Consider the following 21,701-nt stretch of genomic DNA (forward strand, 5'->3'; position numbering starts at 1 on the left):
GTTGAGTATTGTTCCATAACTCTAATTGATTGACACTCATAAAGCTACAAATAAATCTCCAATTAACCTACTGATTTACAATATATTATTCATTGCAACAACGTTTATCTTCAATAAATTTTAAACAGCTTCTGAGTCTTTTCTGTTTCGATAACTACGGCTTGTTCGTCACCACCGCTACGGCAACCGTCAGCTCTACTACTGAAACAACAGGAACATTTGATGCCACAGTGCCCGACCATACGCGAATCATCCATTTTGTGGCCAACCAAAACATGTCGGAGTTTCCCGAAAATGCGTTCTCCGGAAAATCAGAGACAGAAGTAATGGCCCTGCTGCAAGGCTCGTCCGGAAAAATGATTTACTGGGCACGTTTTGCTTGCGACAAGGAGAATACTGGAGATAAAATAGACAAACAGTTGCAAGCAGCCGGTAATAGCATCCGGCTGATTCGTAACCATGCACGGATTTCCGTGAATGAAACGACTCAGAATAATGTTTTCACCGTGACCGGATTTAAAGTCTACAACACGAATGGTTTCGGTACCGTGGCTCCCTATCATCCGGAAAAAGGATTCGATTTCTCTTGGGATGAAATAAAGAGTGTCCCCTTCGTCACCCTTCCACTCAACCGTGCCAAGATGGATGACTTCCAGGATGTCACAACAGAGCTGAGCCAATATGTATTTGAATGTGAAAACAACCTTGACGATCCGGTCAGTGTAATCATTCGCGGACATCACCAAGGTGAAACACAAGACAGTTATTACCGCGTGATGCTGGTGGATGAAAATGGTGACCAGCTTCTGATATGCCGTAACCACCATTACATCGTAAACATCGTAGGCGAGCTCTCCTACGGCCAGCCCACCTTTGGCGAAGCATTGGAAGCCGCTGCCACCAACAACGTATGGATAGCCATTTCCGACGAGGTGACCGCAGTGGAAGACAACAGCTACCGCCTTTCCGTGGCGCAGACTTCTTATGTTCTCGACAGCGAAGAGGCTACCGGTCAGGGTTATTCTCTTGCATATACTGTGGAGGCAAAGAACGGCACGCCACTTACCGATGCCGATAAGCCGGACATCACTTGGCTGGAAGGAAACACCGTGGCGCAGCCAAGGATAGTGAATGACTTCAATCCTGCCACCGGCGCGGGAACCGTTACCATCACCACTTATGCCCTGGGAGAGAATGTGCACCGCCTGGAAGGTACTCTGCTCGTAAAGAAAGGACGGCTGCAACGCAAAATCAAGGTCATCAAGATAAAGAAGCAGTCGTTTGTGCCTGCATGGATGGGGGCTCAGCTTTATGGCAAGATTACCGACCTCAGTAATCGCCCCAAGGCTACAGCCGTGTTCACCATTCCCGAAAGCTGTCCGGACGAACTCTTCCCCATGCGCGTGCTGATTTCGGCAAACGAACTTGATGTCCGCTCTGCTTCGGGCATGAAGCTCGACATCATCCGCAAAGGAGAACCCGGTTATGGAGAAGACAATGGCTGGGGATATAAGTATGTGTATACTGCAACCGCTTCGGGCGGGCAGCGGATTTACTTCGAGAGTATCCTTAATCAGGCGGAAATGGCTGAACGCAAAGTTGTCATCGAGGCAGCGCATTTCGAGCCTGTGGAACTGAAATTTCATTTCTCTGAGAAGAACAGAGCCATCACCATGCCTAAGTTGTCTCAGTATAATGCCGGAGCCGGCGGTAACGGTCCTAAGGACGAGCCTATCTACTATCGCATGGTTCCGCAGAAGAAGAAAGCCCGGGTAGTGTTCTATATGGAGTTGCATGAAATGGGTACTGACTACACACCTCAAAATGCTATCAATGCCGGTGAGTCCGATGAATTTTTAGTGTACAACAGTAATTTGTTTCATTACAACGACGATGAATATGCTGATGCCGGTCTTGGGTCTGCTGACAAGTTTGATTGTGAGTTCTTTCATGATGAGGCTACCGCGTGGTCGGATAAACAAGTTAATATGGGGCAGGTATGTATGTTTAAGGCGCGTAAGCCCAATATTACTCCCGAACTCGGAGATGGTGTGTATCAGATTTATATGTATACCACCAAAGCAAAGAGTGCGGAGACAGTCCGCATTGCTTCCAATCTGCCTACTTTGGACGCGGTATTGAAGAGAGACGGTAATACCACAGGAAGTGATATGGATGACGACGGCGTAATAATTGGACCTGGTAAATACAAGGGAAACACTTACCGTAGCACCATTTTTGAGCTTGCCAACTACAGTCCGTTCCGTTTTGCTGCGGGCGTCAACTGGAATAAGCAAGGATTTATTGAAGAAGGTACGGATGATGCCGCAACGGGCGATGTGCCCGAGAAGGTGACTGATTTGGAATGGAGTTATGAACCCGGCCGTGAAGTCGATATCGAGTTTGATATCACCAGTTTCAGGGGAATGAAGGATGTTAATAAACAGGAGTATGAGTCTGTCGATCCTTTCGGCCAACAGTTTGACATATTTATTGATGCTCCGATGCTGGAAATAGATGAGAACCGCTTAGGCAATCTTGGTGGTAAACTGAGAAAAGACTCCAAAGTGTCCGGTCGCTTTATTTATACCGTGGATGCCAATCGTGAGAAGGAACGCACTTATGGTCAGGCAGAAGCTTACCGGAAAGACGAAATGGGAGGAGTGGATCAGAGTGGTGAGCGCAAACGTCTTCCGTTCAAAGTGAAGAGTGCCGTGAGTGCCGGTGACATCACCGTTTCGTCCGATGAAGACATGGTAGTCTATTTTGCCAAGACATTCCGTGTAAGCAATCGCCCCATCTCGGGCTCATTACGCTACAAATTGGCCGATGGAATAGTGCAGGATGTACCTCAGCATACCTTTGTGTCTTTTGAACGTACCGGCAACAATAGCCGCATCGGTGCAATCACCGTTGTGGGGAACGGCAAATATGAATTGCGCCTGCGTAGAGAGTATGATTTCAACTGGTATACACATGAAGTGGAATTGCGTTGCGAGATTAGCGGAACTGTCTATAGCGCAAAGGTTCGGAACCTGGCTACTTTGTTTAGTAATCCTGATATTGTCCTCGAACCGGTTTCGGCAGGCAACTAAAGTTTCTAAGTAATAGCTCTTGTTTTCAGGCACCCGTCGCGCAACAAGGACGGGTGCCTGAAAATTTATGTTTCTCTTCTTAATCCCTATAAACACTGCTGCTTATGAAAACGTTACATACCCTTTTCCTGGCGTCTCTATACTGTCTGGCAACCGCTTTTTGTCTGCAAGCCCGGGCGCAGCAGGCTTCCTCGTTCCGGTTGCCCGATGTGCCTGCCGTCCTTGCCACACCCGAAGAACGGGCCGCTTATTTGTCGTGCCACTATTGAGACCATTTCGATTTCTCCGATGTCTCTCTCATCGACCGCCCGGAAGTCACCGAGCAGGCTTTTGTCGACTTTATCGGCATCCTGCCTTATACCGACCGGGCGGACACTGCCCTGGAGACCTTGTTGCATCGTGCCTCTGTCGGGAAGAAAATGCTGCGCCATTTCATTTTGTTGGGCGACAAATACCTTTATGAACCCAACTCGCCCATGCACAACGAAGAATTGTACATCCTGATGCTGCGTGCCCTGCTGGCCAATCCCGCACTGGACGAAACCGAGAAAATACGTCCGCGCCACAGGCTGGAGACAGCACTGAAGAACCGGCCGGGACATACGGCTGCCGACTTCGGCTTTGTCTGCCGCGACGGCCGTCGGATGCAACTGAATGCCGTCTGTGCCCCTTATCTTATTCTCTATTTCAACGACCCTGACTGTGATGATTGCCGCCGTGCCAAAGAGCGCCTTGTCACCTCGCAATCCTTGAACAGGCTGATGGATTCGGGTAGCCTTGCCCTGCTTTCGGTATGCGTAGGGGGCAAGACGGCCGCCTGGCAGCAAGCCGCCTTTCCTGCCCGCTGGATAGATGGCTATGACGAAGGACGGCAACTCACCCGCCGGCAGGTGTACGACCTGAAGGCGATGCCTACCCTATATTTGCTTGACAGCCGGAAACGGGTTATCCTTAAAGATACCTCTATCGACAAGATTGAAGAGTGCTTACGGCATTCTGTCCGATGATGTCCTCTGACTCCTGTAGATAAAAAAGCCGTGATATTTGTAGCGTTTCATTTGTTCGTTTCATAAATAAGTCGTTACTTTGCATAAATTTTAAAGAGACTATGCAATCGCAGGAAATGAGAAGCAAATATAACCTCCGTTCGAATGAATTTCATTCGGGGACCGTCGGTTTCTCTTTTTTCGAGGAAGATATTTTTAGTTCTTTGGTAATGCGTTAATCCTTTATTGGGTGACGCATTTTTTTTTGTGTCCGAACGTGAAGAAGAAAAATAATAGACAACAACAAGAGAATATGGAAAAGAATTTAAAGAAAGTGCTTGTCTTGGGCTCTGGTGCGCTCAAGATTGGTCAGGCCGGAGAGTTCGACTATTCCGGTTCGCAGGCGTTGAAGGCGTTGCGCGAAGAAGGTATCGGTTCTGTGTTGGTAAATCCTAATATTGCCACTATCCAGACATCGGAAGGTATTGCCGATCAAGTTTATTTCCTGCCGGTGACTCCCTATTTCGTGGAAGAAATCATCAAGAAGGAACGTCCCGACGGAATCCTGTTGGCTTTCGGCGGACAGACAGCATTGAACTGCGGTACGGAACTCTATCAAAACGGCATTCTTGAGAAATATGGCGTGCGTGTGCTGGGTACTTCCGTTGAGGCAATCATGTATACCGAAGACCGTGACCTCTTTGTGAAGAAGCTGGATGAGATTCCGATGAAGACTCCGAAAAGCCAGGCTGTGGAAGGCATGGAAGATGCGCTGAAGGCAGCCCGCGAAATAGGCTATCCGGTTATGGTGCGCTCGGCGTATGCTCTGGGTGGACTGGGAAGTGGCATCTGTCCGGATGAAGAATCCTTCATTAAACTGGCCGAAAGCTCTTTCGCTTTTTCTCAGCAGATATTGGTAGAAGAGTCTTTGAAGGGGTGGAAAGAAATTGAGTTCGAGGTAATCCGCGATGCCAACGACCACTGCTTCACGGTGGCAAGCATGGAAAACTTCGACCCGCTGGGTATCCATACGGGCGAGTCTATCGTAGTGGCTCCTACTTGTTCGCTGACCGACGAGCAGGTGAAGATGTTGCAGGAACTTTCTACCAAATGTATCCGCCACCTGGGCATTGTGGGCGAATGTAACATCCAGTATGCGTTCAATGCCGAAACAAACGACTATCGTGTCATCGAGGTGAACGCACGATTGTCCCGTTCTTCTGCATTGGCTTCCAAGGCTACCGGTTATCCGCTGGCATTTGTGGCTGCCAAGATTGCTTTGGGCTATACGCTCGACCAGATTGGCGAAATGAGAACTCCAAATTCTGCATATGTTGCTCCGCAGCTTGATTATCTGATTTGCAAGATTCCGCGTTGGGACTTGACGAAGTTCGTAGGCGTCAGCCGTGAAATCGGCTCCAGCATGAAGTCTGTGGGCGAAATCATGTCTATCGGCCGCTCTTTCGAAGAAATCATTCAGAAGGGGCTGCGTATGATTGGCCAAGGAATGCATGGTTTCGTGGGAAATGAAGGCGTGGAATTCGAAGACCTGGATTATGAACTGTCTCACCCTACTGACCTGCGTGTCTTTGCCATTGCTGAGGCTCTGGAAAAGGGATATGCCATCGACCGTATCTTTGAACTGACCAAGATTGATCCTTGGTTCTTGGGCAAGCTGAAGAACATCGTAGACTACAAGCAGAAACTTTCTCAATATAATAAGGTGGAAGACATCCCTGCCGACATGCTGCGTGAAGCAAAAGTGCTTGGCTTCTCCGACTTCCAGATTGCCCGCTTCGTGTTGAATCCGCAAGGCAATATGGAGAAGGAAAACCTTGCCGTACGCGCCCGTCGTAAGGAGTTGGGCATCCTGCCTGCCGTGAAGCGCATCAATACGGTGGCTTCCGAGCATCCGGAACTGACAAACTACCTCTACATGACGTATGCGGTTCAGGGCTACGATGTGAACTATTACAAGAATGAAAAGTCTGTGGTCGTACTTGGCTCGGGCGCTTACCGCATCGGTTCGTCCGTAGAGTTTGACTGGTGTTCGGTGAATGCCGTTCAGACGGCCCGCAAGCTGGGTTACAAGTCCATTATGATTAACTATAACCCCGAAACCGTTTCTACGGACTACGACATGTGCGACCGTCTGTACTTTGACGAGCTCTCCTTCGAACGCGTGCTCGACGTTATCGACTTGGAGCAGCCGCGCGGTGTCATCGTGTCAGTGGGCGGACAGATTCCAAACAACCTGGCAATGAAGCTTCACCGCCAGTCCGTTCCCGTGCTGGGTACTTCTCCCATCTCCATCGACCGTGCGGAAAACCGCAACAAGTTTTCTGCTATGCTCGACCAACTTGGCATCGATCAGCCGGCTTGGCAGGAACTCACCAGCCTGGAAGATGTGAAAGGCTTTGTGGAGAAGGTAGGATATCCGGTACTGGTACGTCCGTCTTACGTACTCTCCGGTGCTGCGATGAACGTATGCTATGACGAAGAAGAATTGGAAAACTTCTTGAAGATGGCTGCTGAGGTGTCCAAGGAATATCCGGTGGTTGTATCCCAGTTCTTGCAGAATACCAAGGAGATTGAGTTCGATGCTGTTGCCCAAAACGGTGAGGTGGTAGAATATGCCATCTCCGAGCACGTGGAGTTTGCCGGTGTGCACTCCGGTGATGCTACGTTGGTATTCCCGGCACAGAAGATTTACTTTGCAACGGCACGTCGCATCAAGAAAATCAGCCGTCAGATTGCGAAGGAACTCAATATCTCCGGTCCTTTCAATATACAGTTCCTGGCACGCAACAACGAGGTGAAGGTTATCGAGTGTAATCTCCGTGCGTCGCGCAGCTTCCCGTTCGTATCGAAGGTGCTGAAGCGCAACTTCATCGAGACTGCTACCCGCATTATGCTGGATGCTCCTTATACACAACCGGATAAGTCGGCATTCGACATCGACCGTATCGGTGTGAAGGCAAGCCAGTTCTCTTTCTCCCGTCTGCACAAGGCAGACCCGGTATTGGGTGTAGACATGTCATCTACCGGTGAGGTGGGCTGTATTGGAGACGATTTCTCCGAGGCGTTGCTGAATGCCATGATTGCTACCGGATTCAGAATCCCTCGTCGCGAGAAGGGAGTGATGTTCTCCTCCGGAGCCATGAAGTCTAAGGTCGATTTGCTGGATGCCAGCCGCATGCTCTTTGCCAAAGGTTATAAGATTTATGCTACGGCAGGTACTGCCGCTTTCCTTAATGCTCACGGCGTGACGACAGAAGCTGTTTACTGGCCGGATGAACGCCCGGATGCGGAAAACAATGTGATGACGATGATTGCCGACCATGCCTTCGACTTGATTGTCAACATTCCGAAGAATCATACGAAACGCGAGCTGACCAATGGCTACAAGATTCGTCGCGGTGCCATTGACCACAATATTCCGTTGATTACCAATGCTCGCCTGGCAAGTGCCTTTATCGAGGCATTCTGCGAAATGAAGCTGGAAGATATTCAGATTAAGAGCTGGCAGGAGTACAAATAAATTGTTTGTTCTGTAAAACGATTGCAAGAGCGGAAAGCCGAAGGGGTTTCCGCTCTTTTGTTATACTGGGCTTATTTCCCTGTCTTGGCTTAGGGTTGAGTCTCTGTATGAAGCAAAAGAAGAAACTTTATCCGATAGCATAGCCGTTGGCAATCCGGCAAAGGTAATCCGGAAAATGAAGCAAAAAAAAATAATAGTATAAGTATTTGAAAATCAGAGTATATTATTAATTGGTTAAAAAAATATCGAAAAATATTATGCAAAAGTTTTGGTAATATCAAAATAAGCTGTATCTTTGCATCGCTTTTGAAACGGAAGTGTACGGGCGTTTAGCTCAGCTGGTTCAGAGCATCTGCCTTACAAGCAGAGGGTCGGCGGTTCGAATCCGTCAACGCCCACTGGAAATTTTGTTCGAAAGTGGTCTTGCAAGCGATTGTAAGGCCATTTTTTTTATCCATTGACTTCCTTTTCTTAAAATCTTTATCCTTTATGTCTTGTTACTCAGAAAAAAGCAGTAATTTTGCAATCCGATAATTATCATCATAAATACGACGTATGAAACTTGATTTACTTACCGCAATCTCTCCGATTGACGGTCGATACAGAGGCAAAACGGATGTTTTGTCTGCCTATTTCTCAGAATTTGCACTGATTAAATACCGTGTACAGGTTGAAGTGGAGTACTTTATCACGCTGTGTGAGCTGCCTTTGCCGCAGTTGAAAGGGGTGGATAAAGGTGTTTTCGAAACCTTGAGAAACATTTATCGTAATTTTTCCGAAGCCGACGCACAACGCATTAAGGACATTGAGAGCGTGACGAACCATGATGTGAAGGCTGTGGAGTATTTCTTGAAAGAAGAGTTTGACAAATTGGGTGGTATGGACGACTATAAGGAGTTCATCCATTTCGGCTTGACTTCACAAGACATCAACAATACGTCTGTTCCTTTGTCTGTAAAGGAAGCGCTGGAGCAAGTGTATTATCCCCAAATAGAGGAACTGATAGCGCAACTCCGCACTTATGCGGAAGAGTGGGCTGCTATTCCCATGCTTGCCAAGACGCACGGACAACCGGCTTCGCCTACCCGTTTGGGTAAGGAAATAATGGTGTTTGTCTACCGTCTGGAACGCCAGCTGGCAACGCTGAAGGCTTGCCCGGTGACAGCAAAGTTCGGTGGCGCTACGGGTAATTATAATGCCCATCATGTGGCTTATCCGGAATATGACTGGAAGGTGTTCGGCGATAAGTTCGTTTCCGAAAAACTTGGTTTGGAACGCGAGGAGTATACTACCCAGATATCCAATTACGATAATCTGTCTGCTATTTTTGATGCCATGAAGCGCATCAATACGGTGATGATTGATATGAACCGTGATTTCTGGCAATATATATCTATGGAATACTTCAAGCAGAAGATTAAAGCCGGTGAAGTGGGCTCCAGTGCGATGCCGCACAAGGTGAACCCGATTGACTTTGAAAATGCGGAAGGAAACTTGGGCATGGCGAATGCCATTCTTGAACACTTGGCGGTGAAACTGCCGGTTTCTCGTTTGCAGCGTGACTTGACGGACTCTACTGTACTCCGAAATGTGGGTATGCCGTTCGGGCATATCATTATTGCCATACAAAGTTCCTTGAAGGGCTTGCGCAAGCTGCTGCTGAACGAGCCGGCTATCTACCGTGACCTGGACAACTGCTGGAGTGTGGTGGCCGAAGCTATCCAGACCATCCTGCGCCGTGAGGCTTATCCGCATCCCTATGAAGCGTTGAAAGCGCTGACTCGTACCAATCAGGCCATTACGGAAGTGTCCATCAAGGAATTTATAGAAGGGCTGAGTGTAAGTGAAGAGATAAAGAAAGAATTGCGGGTGATTACTCCCCATACTTATACGGGAATTTAAGTAACCACAGAGGTGTGCCGGATGAATTTTAACTTTTTAGTCCGGCAATTGTTATAGAAACATATAAAATTCAAGGTATAATAGAGACAATGAATGGCCGTGAGGCCAAGGTTTAATTTTATTCGAATAAAAAACAATGAGTACAGAAAACGAAATTTGGCGTGATGCTTCTTTCTCAGAGGAGAACTCAGGTGCCGGCCGCGATGGTAACCAATTCAGCAAGGAGGGTGGCTACAGCCGCCCGGCTTACAACCGTGATAATGGCGACCGTCCTTATCGCCCTAGATTTAACAGTGAGAACGGTGATCGTTCGCAGCGTCCTTATAACAGTGACCGTCCTTATCGTCCGCGCTTTAATGTCGGTGCAGACAATGGTGATCGTCCGCAGCGTCCTCGTTACAATAACGATAATGGCGACCGTCCCTATCGTCCGCGCTATAACAGCGAAGGCGGTGACCGTCCGCAACGTCCTTATGGAAACAATTCGGGCGACCGTCCCTATCGTCCGCGCTATAGCAGCGAAGGTGGCGACCGTCCGCAACGCTCTTATAACAGTGACCGTCCGCAGCGCCCGCGCTATGGCAATGAAGGTGTTGACCGTCCGCAACGTCCTTATAACAGCGACCGCTCCTACAACAGCGACCGCTCTTATAATACAGACCGTTCCTATCGTCCGCGCTATAACAGCGAAGATGGCGACCGTCCGCAGCGTCCTCGCTACAATAATGAAGGTGGTGATCGTCCTTATCGTCCGCGCTTCAATTCGGGTGGTGGAAGACCGGGTGGATACGGTAATAGAGACAGCTATAGCCGTCCTATCCGTCGTTCAGCCGATTATGATCCCAATGCTAAGTACAGCAAGAAGAAACAGATAGAATATAAGGAGCAGTTTGTAGACCCGAACGAGCCTATCCGTCTGAACAAATTCCTGGCTAATGCCGGTGTCTGTTCCCGTCGCGAGGCTGATGAATTCATCACTGCCGGAGTTGTTTCTGTAAATGGAGAGGTGGTGACGGAATTGGGAACCAAGATTAAGCGTGGCGATGAAGTGAAGTTCCATGACCAGACGGTCAGCATCGAACGTAAGATTTACGTCCTGCTGAACAAGCCGAAAGATACAGTGACTACTTCGGATGATCCTCAAGCACGTCGTACGGTGATGGATTTGGTGAAAGGCGCTTGCAATGAACGTATCTATCCGGTAGGTCGTCTGGACCGCAATACTACAGGCGTATTGCTGCTGACAAATGATGGTGACCTGGCCTCTAAGCTGACGCATCCCAAGTATCTGAAAAAGAAAATATATCATGTGCATTTGGATAAGAATCTGACAAAAGCCGATATGGAGCAGATTGCAGCCGGTATCCAATTGGATGACGGGGAAATTTGTGCAGATGCCATCAGTTATACGGATGACTTTAAGAAAGATGATGTCGGCATCGAAATTCACTCTGGTAAGAACCGTATCGTACGTCGTATTTTCGAGTCGTTGGGATACAAGGTGATGAAGCTGGATCGTGTTTATTTTGCCGGTTTAACCAAGAAAGGCCTGCGCCGCGGTGAATGGCGTTATCTCACGGAACAAGAGGTGAACTTCCTGCGCATGGGGTCTTTTGAGTAATATATATAATGAGGTATAATAACTGTTTTATGGAAAAGATTAGTAGAACAAAGATTATTGACCTGCTGAAGTGTGAGGATTTTGGCGCTATGGTCAATGTGAAGGGATGGGTTCGTACCCGCAGAGGTAGTAAGCAAGTAAATTTTATCGCGCTGAATGACGGTTCTACAATAAATAATGTGCAGATTGTAGTGGATTTGGGCAACTTCGATGAAGAGATGCTGAAAGAGATTACTACCGGTGCTTGTTTGAGTGTAAACGGTGTGCTGACGGAATCTGTCGGTTCCGGTCAGAAGGCCGAAGTGCAGGCCCGCGAAATCGAAGTGCTGGGAACTTGCGATAACACGTATCCGTTGCAGAAGAAAGGCCATTCCATGGAGTTCCTCCGTGAAATAGCTCATCTGCGTCCCCGTACCAATACGTTCGGTGCGGTGTTCCGTATTCGTCATAACATGGCAATTGCCATCCACAAGTTCTTTCATGACAGAGGATTCTTTTATTTCCATACCCCAATCATCACGGCTTCCGATTGTGAGGGTGCCGGACAGATGTTCCAGGTGACTACGAAGAATCTGTATGACTTGAAGAAAGATGAGAACGGTTCCATTATTTATGACGACGACTTTTTCGGGAAGCAGGCCAGTCTGACGGTTTCCGGGCAGTTGGAAGGTGAACTTGCTGCTACTGCATTGGGAGCCATCTATACATTCGGTCCTACATTCCGTGCCGAGAACTCCAATACTCCCCGCCACTTGGCGGAGTTCTGGATGATTGAGCCGGAAGTGGCGTTCAATGATATTACGGACAATATGGATTTGGCGGAAGACTTCATCAAGCATTGTGTGCGGTGGGCTTTGGACAACTGTGCCGATGACGTGAAGTTCCTCAATGACATGTTCGACAAAGGGTTGATTGAGCGTCTGCAAGGTGTCTTGAAAGAAAGCTTCGTGCGCCTGCCTTATACGGAAGGTATCAAGATACTGGAAGAGGCTGTTGCCAAAGGACATAAGTTTGAATTTCCGGTATACTGGGGAGTTGACTTGGCTTCCGAACATGAGCGCTATCTGGTGGAAGACTACTTCAAACGTCCGGTTATCCTGACTGACTACCCGAAGGAAATCAAGGCGTTCTATATGAAACAGAACGAAGACGGCAAGACCGTGCGTGCCATGGATGTGCTCTTCCCGAAGATTGGAGAAATTATTGGCGGTTCCGAGCGTGAGTCGGATTACAACAAGCTGATGACGCGTATTGACGAACTCCATATACCGATGAAAGATATGTGGTGGTATCTTGATACCCGTAAGTTCGGTACGTGTCCCCACTCCGGGTTCGGTTTGGGCTTTGAGCGTCTGTTGCTGTTCGTGACGGGCATGACGAATATCCGTGATGTCATACCGTTCCCGCGTACGCCGCGCAACGCTGAGTTTTAGTTCTCGGAACATACGAATTATATAAGAATGAACCGCACAAACATTTTGTTGTTTGTGCGGTTTTTTTTGTATCTAAAAGTGTTATAATCTCGAAATAAATCTTTATATTTGTGTCTGATGGAATGGCATAACGTTAACCAATATCATACGAATATGAAACGAAACTATTTCTTTACCATGCTGGCGGCGGTGCTGTTTGCGGTAGTGGAATCCAATGCGCAGGAGAGTATAAAGTTTAAGCGGGTCAAGCCGAAATGCCGGTGCATTTGTTAAAATTCGAGAGTTGGAACGTTAAAGCTCATGCATAGAGCTTGACGAGTCGGAAGATGAAGAAGTCACGGTCTCTTACGCCGCGCATCTGCGAGCGGAAGATTTTCACTTTGGAGTTGAAGGCTTCGGCCGAGGCATTAGTTGCGCGACGTCGGAAATAATTTAGGATAGTCGGGGCGTGGTTCTTGAACGTCTTGATGACAGAGCGGAAGTTGTTGTTGCCCAATGCCATTACTTTTTCATACCACTTGTTCATCCGACCCATTGCTTTGGTGGGTGATATCTTTGCGTTGAAGATTTGGCGCAGTTCCATAGCCAGATGGTATGCAGTTTTCAGTATCGGATAGTGTTTGAACAGAATGTTTGCGCGATGACGCTGTATGTCAGTCCATTTGTTCTGCGACATCATCAGGGTGTGCTTGCTGCGGGCAAGGATCTGGCGCATGGTCTCGCCGTTGGAATATGTAATTGGGGTCTCTGATTTGTCACGGCTGTTGTCTTCGGCAATGAGCTGTCGGCGTATGTCTATGCGAATTTCGTCGACAGCCTCGTTATAGACCTGCTGCACATGGAAGCGGTCGTTAACGACGTGGGCGTTGTAGAATACCTCGGCGGCTATCAGCATCATCGAGGGCGACAGATCGCAGGTCACTTCTTTTACCCTGCGTCTGACCGATTTACCCATAGCTCCGATGAGGATTGTGGTTATCTCATCGCTCTTTGTGCCGGGTATGGCCGCCGCCAGCGTCCCACGGCCACCGTGTCCGTCCTTGTTCGTGAGGAAAGTCCATACCTCGCCGTTGCTCAGGCAGGTTTCGTCAAGACTCATGTACGGGCCGATATTGTTAGCGTTGAAGTAGAAGCCGCAACCGAGTTCGGCCTCACGCCATTCGGTATAACCGCTTATCCTGTTGCGATACTGTTCGGCAAAATATTTGCCGTTGACGCAGTACATCTGCGCTATATGCTTAATCGACAATGCCGTCGTCTCCACCTTCGTCTTTTAAAAAAGCCACGAACTCGGCGCTGAGTCGTGTCCTCTCCTCGTTGGGCAGTTCCAGGTTATATGAGAATATCTCGTTGGTCTTTTTGTCCCACCATTTGTTCTTGCGCATGTGCAGGAACACCGGTCTGCCGCGCATCGGATAGTCCTGGACTGTAACGTAATCCGTGTATCCACGTGCAACAATGTTCGGATTGCGGAAATCCTCATCCGACAGTTTCTTCTTCTCGTCAAGCCATATGTCGTAGGACTGGTCTGTCTTTTCAAACTTGACCATCTCAAACAGTTCGTCCAATCCTTCAGGCAGGAATTGCCAAAATGCATCTGCGGTTTTCATACCGCAAATTTAACACTTTTCCAAAAATTCATGCACCGGCATTTCGGCTTGACCCGTTTAAGCCTGCAGATTTGGCAGGAATTTGGCAGTTATGTCATTATGTGTCCGAAATCCCGGATGTGCCCGGGATATTGAAACCGAGTAATACCTTTAAGGTGCTAAGCGATGATGGTCGCATTGTTAATTTTACGATTATTCCGGGCAAGGATGCCATCATTACGGGATATGGCACTTATCAACAGCTGACGGATAATTCTTATAAAGAAAGCATCGAGAAAAACATCCATCTGCCCATGCTGGACCATAAAGACAATATCTTGGAATTTGAAATAGGGGATGATGGGGTGATGTATCTGAAATATTTTATAGCCAAGGATTTGAATGGAAATGAACTGAATACATGGTTTCATGAAACATGGAAGCGGATAGATATGCCTTCGAAATTCCCTGAAGACATTGTACGCTGATGCTTTTACCCCTTTTCACGTTTCTTTCTCAATATAACTTTAAAAGCCTTTCATGACGGCATCGGCCGATGAAAGGCTTATCCTAAAGAGTTGTCCTACGGAGATTCTTCCGTTTCCCCGCAGAATAACCTTGTCTATTGTATATCAGCCAAGTGGCTCTCTAAAAAAAAGTGGAAAACTTTTGCCAATTCTAAGAAAAACCGTACCTTTGCAAGCCGATTATTATCTCAAAAGGATAAGCATTTAATTCATAGTGAGTTAATCTTTCATTGTCCGGGATGATTGACTTGCGGTGAAGAGAAACATTTAGTAGTAACATTTAAAAAACAATTAAGAGTGGATACTTTAAGTTACAAGACCATTTCTGCAAACAAGGCTACAGTGACTAAAGAATGGGTCATTGTTGACGCTACAGACCAGGTGTTGGGCCGTCTGGGCGCAAAAGTTGCGAAACTGTTGAGAGGAAAGTATAAACCTAACTTTACTCCTCACGTAGATTGCGGCGATAATGTAATCATTATCAATGCCGACAAAGTAAAATTAACCGGTAACAAGTGGAATGACAAGGTGTATCTGTCATATACAGGTTATCCCGGCGGTCAGAGAGAAATCACTCCTGCTCGTTTGCAGGCAAAACCGAACGGTGATGACAAGTTGCTGAGAAAAGTAGTAAAGGGTATGTTGCCTAAGAACAAGTTGGGCGCACAATTGCTGGGTAATATGTATGTATATGCCGGCAGCGAGCATAAACATGATGCTCAGAACCCGAAAATGATTGATATTAACGTACTTAAATAAGAAATAATGGAAGTAGTAAATGCATTAGGCAGACGTAAAAGTGCAATTGCACGTATTTTCGTAAGCGAAGGTACCGGAAAGATTACTATTAATAAGAGAGACCTCGCAGAGTACTTTCCATCAAGCATTCTTCAGTATGTAGTTAAACAGCCGTTGAACAAGCTGGGTGTTGCTGAAAAGTACGACATCAAAGTTAATCTCTGCGGTGGCGGTTTCACCGGACAGTCTCAGGCTTTGCGTTTGGCAATTGCCCGTGCGCTGGTGAAAATCAATGCTGAGGACAAGGCTGCTCTCCGTTCTGAAGGCTTCATGACTCGTGATCCTCGTTCTGTTGAACGTAAGAAACCGGGACAACCGAAAGCACGTCGTAGATTCCAGTTCAGTAAACGTTAAGAGTTGGAGAACGGTTGGGGCGGACAAGTTGCTTAATTCTCGACTTTCACCTCTCAACTCTCAACTGAAAAAGCGTTTAGTATCTAAACTACCGGGACTCTTCAGATTCAGACTACCCGGCGGTTGGTTTAGAAGAAACAAAAAAGAAAGTAAACGATTAATTTAAAAGAAAATGTCTAGAACAAATTTTGATACATTATTGGAAGCCGGTTGCCACTTCGGTCACTTGAAAAGAAAGTGGAACCCTGCAATGGCTCCTTACATCTTTATGGAGCGCAATGGTATTCATATCATTGACCTCAACAAAACGGTTGCTAAAATTGACGAAGCTGCTGAAGCTTTGAAGCAAATCGCTAAATCAGGAAAGAAAGTCCTGTTTGTTGCTACTAAAAAACAAGCTAAGCAGGTGGTTGCCGACAAGGCTGCATCTGTAAATATGCCTTATGTAATCGAGCGTTGGCCGGGTGGTATGTTGACTAACTTCCCGACTATCCGTAAGGCTGTGAAGAAGATGGCTACCATCGACAAGTTGACTAACGACGGTACCTATTCAAACCTCTCCAAAAGAGAGATTCTTCAGATTTCACGTCAACGTGCAAAATTGGACAAGACTTTAGGCTCTATCGCTGACCTGACTCGTCTGCCGTCTGCCCTGTTCGTTATCGACGTGATGAAGGAAAACATCGCAGTTCGTGAAGCTAACCGTCTGGGTATTCCCGTATTCGGTATCGTTGATACAAACTCCGATCCTACAAACATCGATTTCGTAATCCCGGCAAATGATGATGCTACTAAGTCTGTAGAGGTGATTCTTGATGCTTGTTGCGCTGCTATGCAGGAAGGTCTGGAAGAGCGTAAGGCTGAAAAAGTAGATATGGAAGCTGCCGGCGAAGCTCCTGCAAACAAAGGCAAGAAGAAAGCTACAAAAGCAAGACTCGACAAGTCCGATGAGGAAGCAATCAATGCTGCTAAGGCTGCTGCTTTCATGAAGGAAGAAGAAGAGGCTTAATCATACTGTTGAGAGTTGAGAATTGAAAGTTGAGAGTTACTTTACAGCAATTCTCAATTCTCTATTCTCAGCTCTCAATTACTTTATAAAGATATTATTAACAATTAAAATAGAAAGATTTTATGGCTGTAAGTATGGCTGATATAACCAAGCTCCGCAAGATGACCGGTGCTGGTATGATGGATTGCAAGAATGCTTTGACAGAAGCTGAAGGCGATTTCGACAAGGCAATGGAAATTATCCGTAAGAAGGGACAAGCTGTTGCAGCTAAGCGTTCAGACCGCGAGGCTTCTGAAGGCTGTGTGCTGGCTAAGACTACGGGTGACTTTGCCGTTGTCATCGCTCTGAAGTGCGAAACTGACTTCGTGGCTCAGAATGCTGATTTCGTGAAACTGACTCAAGATATTCTAGACCTTGCCGTAGCTAACAAGTGCAAGACTTTGGACGAAGTAAAAGCTCTGCCGATGGGTAACGGTACTGTACAGGATGCAGTAACAGACCGTAGCGGTATCACTGGCGAGAAGATGGAGTTGGATGGTTACATGACTGTAGAAGGCGCAAGCACTGTAGTCTATAACCACATGAACAGAAACGGTCTCTGCACCATCGTTGCTTTCAACAAGGCTGTTGAAGAAGGATTGGCTAAGCAGGTTGCCATGCAGATTGCTGCTATGAGTCCGATTGCAGTAGACGAAGACGGCGTATCTGAAGAAATCAAACAGAAGGAAATTGATGTTGCTATCGAAAAGACAAAAGCTGAACAAGTACAGAAGGCTGTTGAAGCTGCTTTGAAAAAGGCTGGTATCAATCCGGCTCACGTGGACAGCGAAGACCACATGGAAAGCAACATGGCTAAAGGCTGGATTACTGCTGAAGACGTGGCAAAGGCAAAGGAAATCATTGCTACTGTTTCTGCCGAGAAGGCTGCAAACCTGCCTGAACAAATGATTCAGAATATTGCTAAGGGTCGTCTTGGCAAGTTCTTGAAGGAAGTTTGCTTGCTGAACCAGGAAGACATCATGGACGGTAAGAAGACAGTTAGAGAAGTATTGAAGGAAGCTGATCCTGAATTGAAGGTTGTTGACTTCAAGCGTTTTACTTTGCGTGCTGAATAATTCCGCTTAGAAACGATTTAATAAAAAGAAGTGACCGTATTGGGAGTAAATCCTGAACGGTCACTTTTTTTGTGTCTTTTCGGTTGTTTTGAAGCGGAGGATATGCTTGAGTTCATCCCACGGGTTTGGTCTGCGTGTATCCTTCTGATTTCAGCAGTTCGATGACTCTCTGCTTGAAGTCGCCTTGCACGATGATTTCTCCATCTTTGGCACTTCCGCCTACTCCACATTTGCTTTTCAGCAATTTGCCCAGTTCTTTCAAGTCATTATCGGTGCCCACGAAGCCAGTGACAAGGGTGACGACTTTGCCACCCCGGTTCTTGCGGTCCAGTTGTACGCGCAAGCGTTGTTGTGTGTGGGGAAGGGTAGTTTCCTCCTTGTCGTCGCTCATCTCATAGTTGTAGTCCGGATTGGTGGAATAGACTATATTCAACCGGTCTTTCCAATCATTATTTTTCATATTTCTTTCTTTTAGACTTTCCAAAAGTACAATATTGTGTGGAATTATGCAATTAGAAATTATGTTAAGCTTTTGTTGCATCCGTATCACGGATTAGAAAAAAGCATTACTTTTGTCAATCACAATATTGAGAACTTAAATAAGGAACTATGAGCAGTACGTTACAGAAAAAAGAAACCATGAAGGTGCCGGAGCCTACCTTGCGCCGACTTCCGTGGTATCTTTCCAATGTAAAGTTGCTGAAACAAAAGGGGGAGCGATTCGTATCATCCACCCAGATTTCCAAGGAAATCAATATTGATGCTTCACAGATTGCCAAAGACCTTTCGTATGTCAATATCTCGGGGCGTACGCGTGTGGGCTATGAAGTGGATACACTGATAGCTGTACTGGAGGATTTTTTGGGATTTACAAATATGCACAAAGCCTTTCTGTTTGGTGTAGGAAGTTTGGGAGGTGCCTTGCTGCGCGACTCGGGTCTGAGCCATTTCGGCTTGGAGATTGTGGCTGCTTTCGATGTGAAGCCCGAACTGGTGGGTACTACGTTGAGTGGCATCCCCATCTATCACTCGGACAAGTTCAAGCAGAAGATGCAGGAGTACGATGTCAATATAGGCGTGCTGACGGTACCTATTGAAATAGCCCAGCAGATAACGGATTCCATGGTAGAGGGCGGCATCAAGGCCGTATGGAACTTCACTCCGTTCCGTATCCGTGTTCCTGAGAATATTGTTGTGCAGAATACTTCCCTTTATGCCCATCTGGCTGTAATGTTTAACAGACTGAACTTTAACGAAATCAAGTAATGAAGATTATTGCTGTAGGAATGAACTATGCTCTGCACAACAAGGAGCTGGGACATACACACGAGAATAATGAACCGGTTATTTTCTTGAAACCCGATTCGGCCATTCTGAAAGATGGCAAGCCTTTCTTTATCCCCGACTTTTCTGATGAGGTGCATTACGAGACGGAAGTGGTCGTACGCATCTGCCGTTTGGGAAAGAACATTGCACCCCGTTTTGCGCATCGCTATTACGATGCGGTGACGGTGGGCATCGACTTCACAGCACGCGACTTGCAACGTAAGTTCCGTGAGGCGGGTAATCCGTGGGAGCTTTGCAAAGGTTTCGACAATTCGGCAGCTATCGGCACCTTTGTCCCTTTGGAACAAGTGGGCGGCAATGTACAGAATTTGGACTTCCATTTGACGATTGATGATAAGGAGGTGCAACGCGGTCATACATCGGATATGCTTTTTCAGGTAGATGAAATCATTGCTTATGTCAGCCGCTTCATGACCTTGAAAATCGGTGACTTGCTGTTCACGGGTACCCCTGTGGGAGTAGGTCCCGTCAGCATCGGCCAGCATTTGCAGGGCTATCTTGGGGAAGAGAAAGTACTTGACTTCAATATCCGCTGAGCAGCATTCGGGATTTTTGTCCGTAAACCTCTATGTTAGCTTACTAAACTTCTGCTTTATAAAGCTAAAGTACCCCTTTACTAATTTCGTCCAAACATCTTTTGTCCAAAGAACTTTGTAATCAACGGGTAAATGTTTACTTTTGTGATGTAATCTTGAACTATAGACAGAGAAACCGTACTGCATGAAACGTTTGTTTGCCATCCTTTTCGCTTTGTTTTGCACTATGCCTTTATTCTGCCAAGATAGAGAGGTGGATTCATTGCTTCGGGTGCTTGATGCATCTGTGCAGGGGCGTGAACGATATACACTGGAACGTCAGTCTCAAATTAATGCCTTGCAGTGCCAGCTGAAGGCTACCCGTTCCGATGCGGAATTACTGGAAATCTACCAGGAGTTGTTCGGCAAATACAGCGCCTACCGCATGGACTCTGCCTTGTGGGCAGCAAATCGTTGCGTGGAAGTAGCCCAGCGTATGTCCGTAGCATCGCATCTCTACTCTGCCCGTATGCGTGTGGCAGAGGTGATGATTGGTACAGGAATGTATAAGGAAGGACTGGAAATTTTGGAAGACATTCCCCAGGAGGAACTGGGTGCGATAGATATGTTCTACTACTATAATCTTTATCATAAAGTGTACACGCTGATGGCATCCTATGCTTTTTCAGAAGAATTGCAGGCGTCATACTCCCGGCTGGCATATCAGTACAAAGACTCCATTCTGCGTGTGAAGCGTCCCGATTCGCAAGGCTATCAACTGACTTTGGGCGACAAACTACTGTATGAGGGTAAGTATGACGAAGCCATAGGTGTTTTGGAGGGTTGCTATGATATCCATAGCCAGAAGGACTTCAGCCTTGCCATTCCTTCTGTTGCATTGGCAAGCGTTTATGGTGCCAAAGGAGACCACAAGCAGGAAAAGAAATATCTTACCATCTCGGCAATAGCCGACGTGCAAAGCGGAACAAAGGAATACATTTCGCTTTGGAAACTTGCCAACCTGCTCTATGGCGAGGGCGACATAGAACGTGCGTATACCTATATGGAATGCTCCATGCAAGATGCTACCTTCTGTAATGCTCGCTACCGTACGATGGAGATTTCGGGGATGTTGCCCGTCATCAACTCCACCTACGAGGCCAAGTTGCATGAGGAAAAAGAACAGCTGGTCACCTTATTTATATGGATATCCATCCTGGCGGCAGTATTGCTGGTGGCCTTGGTCTATATTTATCATCAGATGAAGCGCCTTTCCCTTGCCAGAAAGACCATGGATGACATGAACAAGGAATTGAAGCACATCAACGGTGACTTGCAGGAACTGAATGCTCGGTTGCAGGAGTCGAACCGTGTGAAGGAGGAGTACATCGGCTACGTCCTCAACATGTGTTCCGTCTATATAGACAAGCAGGAAGAATTCCGCAAGATGCTGGCAAGGAAAGTGAAGGCCGGGCAGCTGGACGACCTGGTGAAAACCATCCACTCCACCACCTTTGTCACCGGCGAGTTGAAAGAATTCTTCCATACGTTCGACAGCGTCTTCCTGAAACTCTATCCTAAGTTTGTGAACGACTTTAATAACCTTTTGCAGGAGAACGAGCGCATCTATCCTAAAGAGGGCGAACTGCTGACTCCGGAACTCCGTGTGTTTGCCTTGATTCGGTTGGGAATTTCAGATAGCGGAAAGATTGCCACCTTCCTGCATTACTCTTCGCAGACCGTATATAATTACCGCTTGAAAGTGCGGAGCAAATCCTTCCTTTCTAAAGAAGATTTCTTGAATATGGTGCAGAAAATAGGGTAAAACTCCTCCTATGCCCTTTATGTGAATCTACTTTCTTACTTTCT

Annotated in this window: 15 protein-coding genes, 1 tRNA gene and 2 pseudogenes; 15 read left to right on the plus strand and 3 right to left on the minus strand. The window is 47.0% G+C overall.

What is annotated here, in order from left to right; genetic code table 11:
• Positions 1-92 precede the first annotated feature (92 nt).
• The 7 genes and pseudogenes from E5355_RS10420 (at position 93) to asnS (ending at position 12,578) form a co-directional block, all read left to right on the plus strand.
• Complete coding sequence (locus tag E5355_RS10420) at positions 93-3,095, plus strand: hypothetical protein (RefSeq protein ID WP_136010319.1); 3,003 nt, start codon at positions 93-95, stop codon at positions 3,093-3,095.
• A 104-nt stretch (positions 3,096-3,199) separates the two neighbouring features.
• Positions 3,200-4,102 (plus strand): annotated as a pseudogene (locus E5355_RS10425) (DUF5106 domain-containing protein).
• Between the two features lie 292 nt (positions 4,103-4,394).
• Positions 4,395-7,622, plus strand: a complete 3,228-nt coding sequence (gene carB / locus E5355_RS10430; protein WP_136010320.1) for a carbamoyl-phosphate synthase (glutamine-hydrolyzing) large subunit — start codon at positions 4,395-4,397, stop codon at positions 7,620-7,622.
• 323 nt (positions 7,623-7,945) lie between these two features.
• Positions 7,946-8,020: transfer RNA gene (locus tag E5355_RS10435), tRNA-Val, on the plus strand.
• 157 nt (positions 8,021-8,177) lie between these two features.
• Positions 8,178-9,524 carry an adenylosuccinate lyase gene (gene purB / locus E5355_RS10440; protein WP_136010321.1) on the plus strand — a complete coding sequence of 449 codons (1,347 nt, stop codon included), beginning with the start codon at positions 8,178-8,180 and terminating at the stop codon, positions 9,522-9,524.
• Between the two features lie 136 nt (positions 9,525-9,660).
• Positions 9,661-11,145 carry a pseudouridine synthase gene (locus E5355_RS10445; RefSeq protein ID WP_136010322.1) on the plus strand — a complete coding sequence of 495 codons (1,485 nt, stop codon included), beginning with the start codon at positions 9,661-9,663 and terminating at the stop codon, positions 11,143-11,145.
• Positions 11,146-11,174: 29 nt separating this feature from the next.
• Positions 11,175-12,578: an asparagine--tRNA ligase gene (asnS, locus tag E5355_RS10450; RefSeq protein WP_136010323.1), complete on the plus strand. Its 1,404-nt coding sequence runs from the start codon at positions 11,175-11,177 to the stop codon at positions 12,576-12,578.
• A gap of 298 nt (positions 12,579-12,876) precedes the next feature.
• Here asnS and E5355_RS10455 read toward each other — a convergent pair whose 3' ends face one another.
• Both E5355_RS10455 and E5355_RS10460 read right to left on the minus strand, forming a co-directional pair.
• Positions 12,877-13,803, minus strand: coding sequence for a transposase (locus E5355_RS10455; RefSeq protein WP_246866926.1), 927 nt, complete (start codon positions 13,801-13,803; stop codon positions 12,877-12,879).
• 13 nt (positions 13,804-13,816) lie between these two features.
• Positions 13,817-14,188, minus strand: coding sequence for a transposase family protein (locus E5355_RS10460; RefSeq protein WP_123612966.1), 372 nt, complete (start codon positions 14,186-14,188; stop codon positions 13,817-13,819).
• Positions 14,189-14,241: 53 nt separating this feature from the next.
• Between E5355_RS10460 and E5355_RS10465 the strand changes: the two are divergent.
• From E5355_RS10465 to tsf, 5 genes and pseudogenes are all read left to right on the plus strand, one after another.
• Positions 14,242-14,655, plus strand: a pseudogene (locus E5355_RS10465) (DUF4488 domain-containing protein); the annotation flags it as partial.
• Between the two features lie 336 nt (positions 14,656-14,991).
• Positions 14,992-15,453, plus strand: coding sequence for a 50S ribosomal protein L13 (gene rplM / locus E5355_RS10470; protein ID WP_025835241.1), 462 nt, complete (start codon positions 14,992-14,994; stop codon positions 15,451-15,453).
• Positions 15,454-15,459: 6 nt separating this feature from the next.
• On the plus strand, positions 15,460-15,846 hold the full coding sequence (rpsI, locus tag E5355_RS10475) for a 30S ribosomal protein S9 (protein WP_005829603.1): 387 nt from the start codon (positions 15,460-15,462) through the stop codon (positions 15,844-15,846).
• A gap of 172 nt (positions 15,847-16,018) precedes the next feature.
• Entirely contained in the window at positions 16,019-16,855 is an 837-nt protein-coding gene (gene rpsB, locus E5355_RS10480; RefSeq protein WP_136010324.1) for a 30S ribosomal protein S2, read from the plus strand.
• A 122-nt stretch (positions 16,856-16,977) separates the two neighbouring features.
• Entirely contained in the window at positions 16,978-17,970 is a 993-nt protein-coding gene (tsf, locus tag E5355_RS10485; protein ID WP_136010325.1) for a translation elongation factor Ts, read from the plus strand.
• Between the two features lie 112 nt (positions 17,971-18,082).
• Here the strand turns inward: tsf and E5355_RS10490 are convergent, their stop codons facing one another.
• The gene (locus E5355_RS10490) at positions 18,083-18,430 is read right to left on the minus strand and encodes a translation initiation factor (protein ID WP_136010326.1); all 348 of its coding nucleotides are present in this window, start codon (positions 18,428-18,430) and stop codon (positions 18,083-18,085) included.
• A 149-nt stretch (positions 18,431-18,579) separates the two neighbouring features.
• Between E5355_RS10490 and E5355_RS10495 the strand changes: the two genes are divergently transcribed.
• From E5355_RS10495 to E5355_RS10505, 3 genes are all read left to right on the plus strand, one after another.
• On the plus strand, positions 18,580-19,236 hold the full coding sequence (locus E5355_RS10495; protein ID WP_136010327.1) for a redox-sensing transcriptional repressor Rex: 657 nt from the start codon (positions 18,580-18,582) through the stop codon (positions 19,234-19,236).
• Positions 19,236-19,853 carry a fumarylacetoacetate hydrolase family protein gene (locus E5355_RS10500; RefSeq protein WP_136010328.1) on the plus strand — a complete coding sequence of 206 codons (618 nt, stop codon included), beginning with the start codon at positions 19,236-19,238 and terminating at the stop codon, positions 19,851-19,853. Before E5355_RS10495 ends, E5355_RS10500 begins: the two co-directional genes overlap by 1 nt.
• A 184-nt stretch (positions 19,854-20,037) precedes the next feature.
• Positions 20,038-21,657 carry a DUF6377 domain-containing protein gene (locus E5355_RS10505; RefSeq protein WP_136010329.1) on the plus strand — a complete coding sequence of 540 codons (1,620 nt, stop codon included), beginning with the start codon at positions 20,038-20,040 and terminating at the stop codon, positions 21,655-21,657.
• The last annotated feature ends 44 nt before the right edge of the window (positions 21,658-21,701 follow it).

This window comes from Bacteroides muris (ex Afrizal et al. 2022) (genome assembly GCF_004793475.1).
In the GTDB taxonomy this organism is placed as follows: domain Bacteria; phylum Bacteroidota; class Bacteroidia; order Bacteroidales; family Bacteroidaceae; genus Bacteroides; species Bacteroides muris.